The following is a 3,971-nucleotide window of genomic DNA, read 5'->3' as shown; positions in this document are numbered from 1 at the left end:
TCCAGATCCGCATCGCCATCATGAACAGATACAACGCCCTCGGCACCGCCGAGATCACAGCCGTTCGCTGAACGCAGAGCGGGAAAGGGTCACCTTGGCCTCCATCCGATTAACGCAACAACGCCCCCGAAGCCCGCGGCGCCGCAGCGGCAAGCACAAAGATGATGAAAGCGAGGCCGCGAAAATGCATGGCCGGGTCCGGATATTAACCAATACCCGAAGACGTTAACCAAAATTTAACGATTCGGCCATGAACGGGCGGCGCAGAAGGACCGCGGCTCTATTTCCGATACCGGCTCTTGTTCCCGCCGCGTTGCCCGGCCCGGCCTGCGGTCGACCGCCCGGAGGATTTCACCGCCTCCTCTACCGCCTCGTCAATGGCCTCCTGCCGGGCCAGCGGATCGTCGGCCACGGCCAGTTCCACCGCTTCCAGCCGCTTCACCTCATCGCGCAGGCGCGCGGCTTCCTCGAACTCCAGGTTCTCGGCCGCCTTGCGCATCGCGGCGCGCAAAGCATCCAGATGCGCGGCAAGGTTCTGGCCGACATTGGCCTTTTCCACCTTGGCGGTGACGCGGCTTTGATCGGTGTCGCCCGCCCAGAGGCCCGCCAGCACATCCTCGACATTCTTCCGCACGGTCTGCGGTGTGATCCCGTGCGCCTTGTTGTAGGCCTGCTGCTTTTCCCGCCGCCGGTCCGTTTCGGCCATGGCGCGTTCCATGCTGCCGGTGATCCGGTCGGCATACATGATCACCCGCCCCTCGGCATTCCGCGCCGCCCGCCCGATGGTCTGGATGAGCGAGGTTTCAGACCGCAAAAACCCTTCCTTGTCGGCATCCAAAATGGCCACCAACCCGCATTCGGGAATATCCAACCCCTCACGCAGAAGGTTGATCCCCACCAGCACGTCAAAGGCGCCCAGCCGAAGATCGCGCAGGATTTCAATGCGTTCGATCGTGTCGATGTCCGAGTGCATATAGCGGATGCGGATGCCCTGTTCGTGGAAATACTCGGTCAGGTCCTCAGCCATGCGCTTGGTCAGCGTGGTGACCAGAACCCGCAGACCCTTGGCCGCCACCCGGCGGATTTCGTCCAAAAGGTCATCGACCTGCATTTCCACCGGACGATTCTCGACCTCCGGGTCGATCAGGCCGGTCGGGCGGATCACCTGTTCGGTGAAGACACCGCCGGTCTGTTCCATCTCCCACGCGGCGGGGGTGGCGCTGACGAAGACCGATTGCGGGCGCATCGCATCCCATTCCTCGAACTTCAGCGGGCGGTTGTCCATGCAGCTGGGCAGGCGGAAGCCATGCTCGGCAAGGGTGTATTTGCGCCGGTAGTCGCCGCGATACATGCCGCCGATCTGCGGCACGGTGACGTGGCTTTCGTCGGCGAAGACGATGGCATTGTCGGGGATGAATTCGAACAGTGTGGGCGGCGGTTCGCCCGGGCCGCGCCCCGTGAGCCAGCGGGAATAGTTCTCGATCCCCGCGCAGGAGCCGGTGGCCTCCATCATCTCAAGGTCAAACCGGGTGCGCTGCTCAAGCCGCTGAAGCTCCAGCAGCTTTCCTTCGGATTCGAACCGCTTCAGGGTCTGTGCAAGCTCTGCCTTGATGCCCTGGATCGCCTGCGCCAGCGTGGGGCGCGGGGTGACATAGTGGCTGTTCGCATAGATGCGGATCTGCTTGTAGCTGCCGGTTTTCGCCCCGGTCAGCGGGTCGAATTCGATGATGCTTTCCAGCTCATCCCCGAAAAAGCTGAACCGCCATGCCCGGTCCTCAAGGTGGGCGGGCCAGACGTCGATCACATCGCCCTTCACCCGGAAGGCGCCGCGTTGAAAGCTGGTCTCCAGCCGCCGGTATTGCTGCGCGACCAGTTCGGCGATGATACGACGCGGATCGTAGTTCTGCCCGGTGACCAGGTCCTGCGTCATGGCCGAATAGGTCTCGACCGAGCCGATGCCGTAGATGCAACTGACCGAGGCGACGATCACCACATCATCGCGCTCCAGAAGCGCCCGGGTGGCAGAGTGGCGCATCCGGTCGATCTGTTCGTTGATCTGGCTTTCCTTCTCGATATAGGTGTCCGACCGCGCCACATAGGCTTCGGGCTGGTAGTAGTCGTAGTAGGACACGAAGTATTCGACGGCGTTGTCGGGGAAGAAGCCCTTGAATTCCCCGTACAATTGGGCGGCCAGCGTCTTGTTGGGCGCAAGGATGATCGCCGGGCGCTGCGTCTCCTCGATGATCTTTGCCATGGTAAAGGTCTTGCCGGTGCCGGTGGCGCCCAGCAGGACCTGATCCCGCTCTCCGGCCATCACCCCGGCCGACAGTTCCGCAATTGCCGTCGGCTGGTCGCCCGCCGCCTGAAACGGCGTCTGCATGACGAACCTTTTGCCACCCTCCAGCTTTTCGCGCCGCTGCGGCTGCGACAGCATCGGCATATGATCGGGACGGTTGTTGTGCATGGGTCTCTCCCCGGGGGCGAAGGATCACATTTGATCCTTTTTTGTTCCGGTTCAAGAGGGGGCAGGCGCCGCCCGCCCCCGTCCGGCCGGATCAGTGGATTTCCCAGACATGGGCCCCCGGCGCGGGCTGGATCACGCCACCGCGGCAATTGCCGTCAAAGTCCTTGGCCAGCCAGTAATGGTCGGTCCAGGTGTCCACCACATATTGCTCGCCCGGCAGCAAGCCCGCGTATTCGACCGGCACGCCGTTGAAATCCAGCCAGTAGATCGACACCGCCACGTCAGAGGCGTTGTAGAAGGTCACATTGGCCGCGGTGGTGTTCCCGCCCGACACGACCTCGCCCACGGCGGGGCAGTCGGCGCCCATGCGTTGTGCATCACTTTCCACCACGGCGGCGGGTTTCTTCGTCGCAGGCTTGGCCGGGGCCTGCCCCTGCCCGGCATAGCATTCGTTGACCTTGCCGATCATCGCGGCAGATCCGGACAGAACCCAGCGGGTCGTCTGGTCGCCATCCACCTCTACCGTCAGAGAGGAGCCATTGGCGATCCAACCCGCCGCCTGATCGGTCACCAGCAGTTCGGCCGCCCCTTCGGGGGTAAAGCCCGCCTGCGACTCGATCGCGCGCCCGTCAATGGTGATCAGCACCCCGGCATAGCTTTCGGTCTGGGTCGACGGCACGCGCAGCATCCAGCCGTCCCCCGTGCGCATCAGGATCAAGTAGCCCGGCGCTTGCTGGATGGACCCGGCGCAGCCCAGAAAGCCCTGATCGGTGCTGAGGACATCGACCTGCCAACCCTTGACGGTGGCATAGGGGCTGACGTCGAAGTCCTGTGCCATGGCGGCCGGCGCCACAACGGCAAGTGCGAGCCCGAGGCCCGCGGAAAGAAGCGATTGCAAACGCATCTGATATGTCCCGCCGGAATTATCTTCGGCCCACCGGTCCGGCGCCACACGGGCCGCGCCAGATTGCCCGGCAGCACCGACCTGTAAAGAGGGGGTTTGCGCGACCCGGTGCTTGCATTCCGAAGGTCTTTGGCTGATACGAAAAGGCAACGAGTCCCGGAGTTTTCGATGCGCGCCCGTATCTATCAGCCCGCCAAGACCGCCATGCAGTCCGGCACCGCCAAGACGCAGAACTGGGTTCTGGAATTCGCGCCTTCCTCCGCGCGCGAGATCGACCCGCTGATGGGCTGGACCTCCACCAGCGAAACGCAGACCCAGATCCGGCTGCGCTTTGACACCCGCGAAGAGGCCGAGGCCTATGCGCAGTCCAAGGGTATCGACTATACCGTGACCGAGCCGCAGGCCCGTAAATACAATATCCGCCCCCGCGGCTATGGCGAGAATTTCGCCAATGACCGCAAAGGCGCCTGGACCCACTGACCTGCCCCCCGGAAGATCCCTCGCTGTGATGTAGAGTCTGCCCAACCTGAGAAGGAGCAGACGACATGAGGAAAAGCCGTTTCACCGAGGCGCAAATCATCGGGATGATCAAGGAACAGGAGG

At 63.2% G+C, this 3,971-nt stretch carries 3 protein-coding genes; 1 reads left to right on the top strand and 2 read right to left on the bottom strand.

The features are described 5' to 3' along the window. Positions 1-280: 280 nt before the first annotated feature. Both uvrB and ACO2Q5_RS23760 read right to left on the bottom strand, forming a co-directional pair. Positions 281-2,464: an excinuclease ABC subunit UvrB gene (uvrB, locus tag ACO2Q5_RS23765; protein WP_423295686.1), complete on the bottom strand. Its 2,184-nt coding sequence runs from the start codon at positions 2,462-2,464 to the stop codon at positions 281-283. 91 nt (positions 2,465-2,555) lie between these two features. Then, positions 2,556-3,368: a hypothetical protein gene (locus ACO2Q5_RS23760; RefSeq protein ID WP_423295684.1), complete on the bottom strand. Its 813-nt coding sequence runs from the start codon at positions 3,366-3,368 to the stop codon at positions 2,556-2,558. Between the two features lie 168 nt (positions 3,369-3,536). On the opposite strand from ACO2Q5_RS23760, the gene ACO2Q5_RS23755 reads away from it, so the two are divergent. Next, positions 3,537-3,848 (top strand): ETC complex I subunit, encoded by a 312-nt coding sequence (locus ACO2Q5_RS23755; RefSeq protein WP_423295682.1) that lies wholly within the window; start codon positions 3,537-3,539, stop codon positions 3,846-3,848. Positions 3,849-3,971: the final 123 nt, after the last annotated feature.

The organism is Neotabrizicola sp. VNH66, from assembly GCF_049445895.1.
Taxonomy (GTDB): domain Bacteria; phylum Pseudomonadota; class Alphaproteobacteria; order Rhodobacterales; family Rhodobacteraceae; genus Pseudogemmobacter.
The sequence above is the reverse complement of the archived record's forward strand: the minus strand, read 5'-3'. Positions and strand labels throughout refer to the sequence as shown.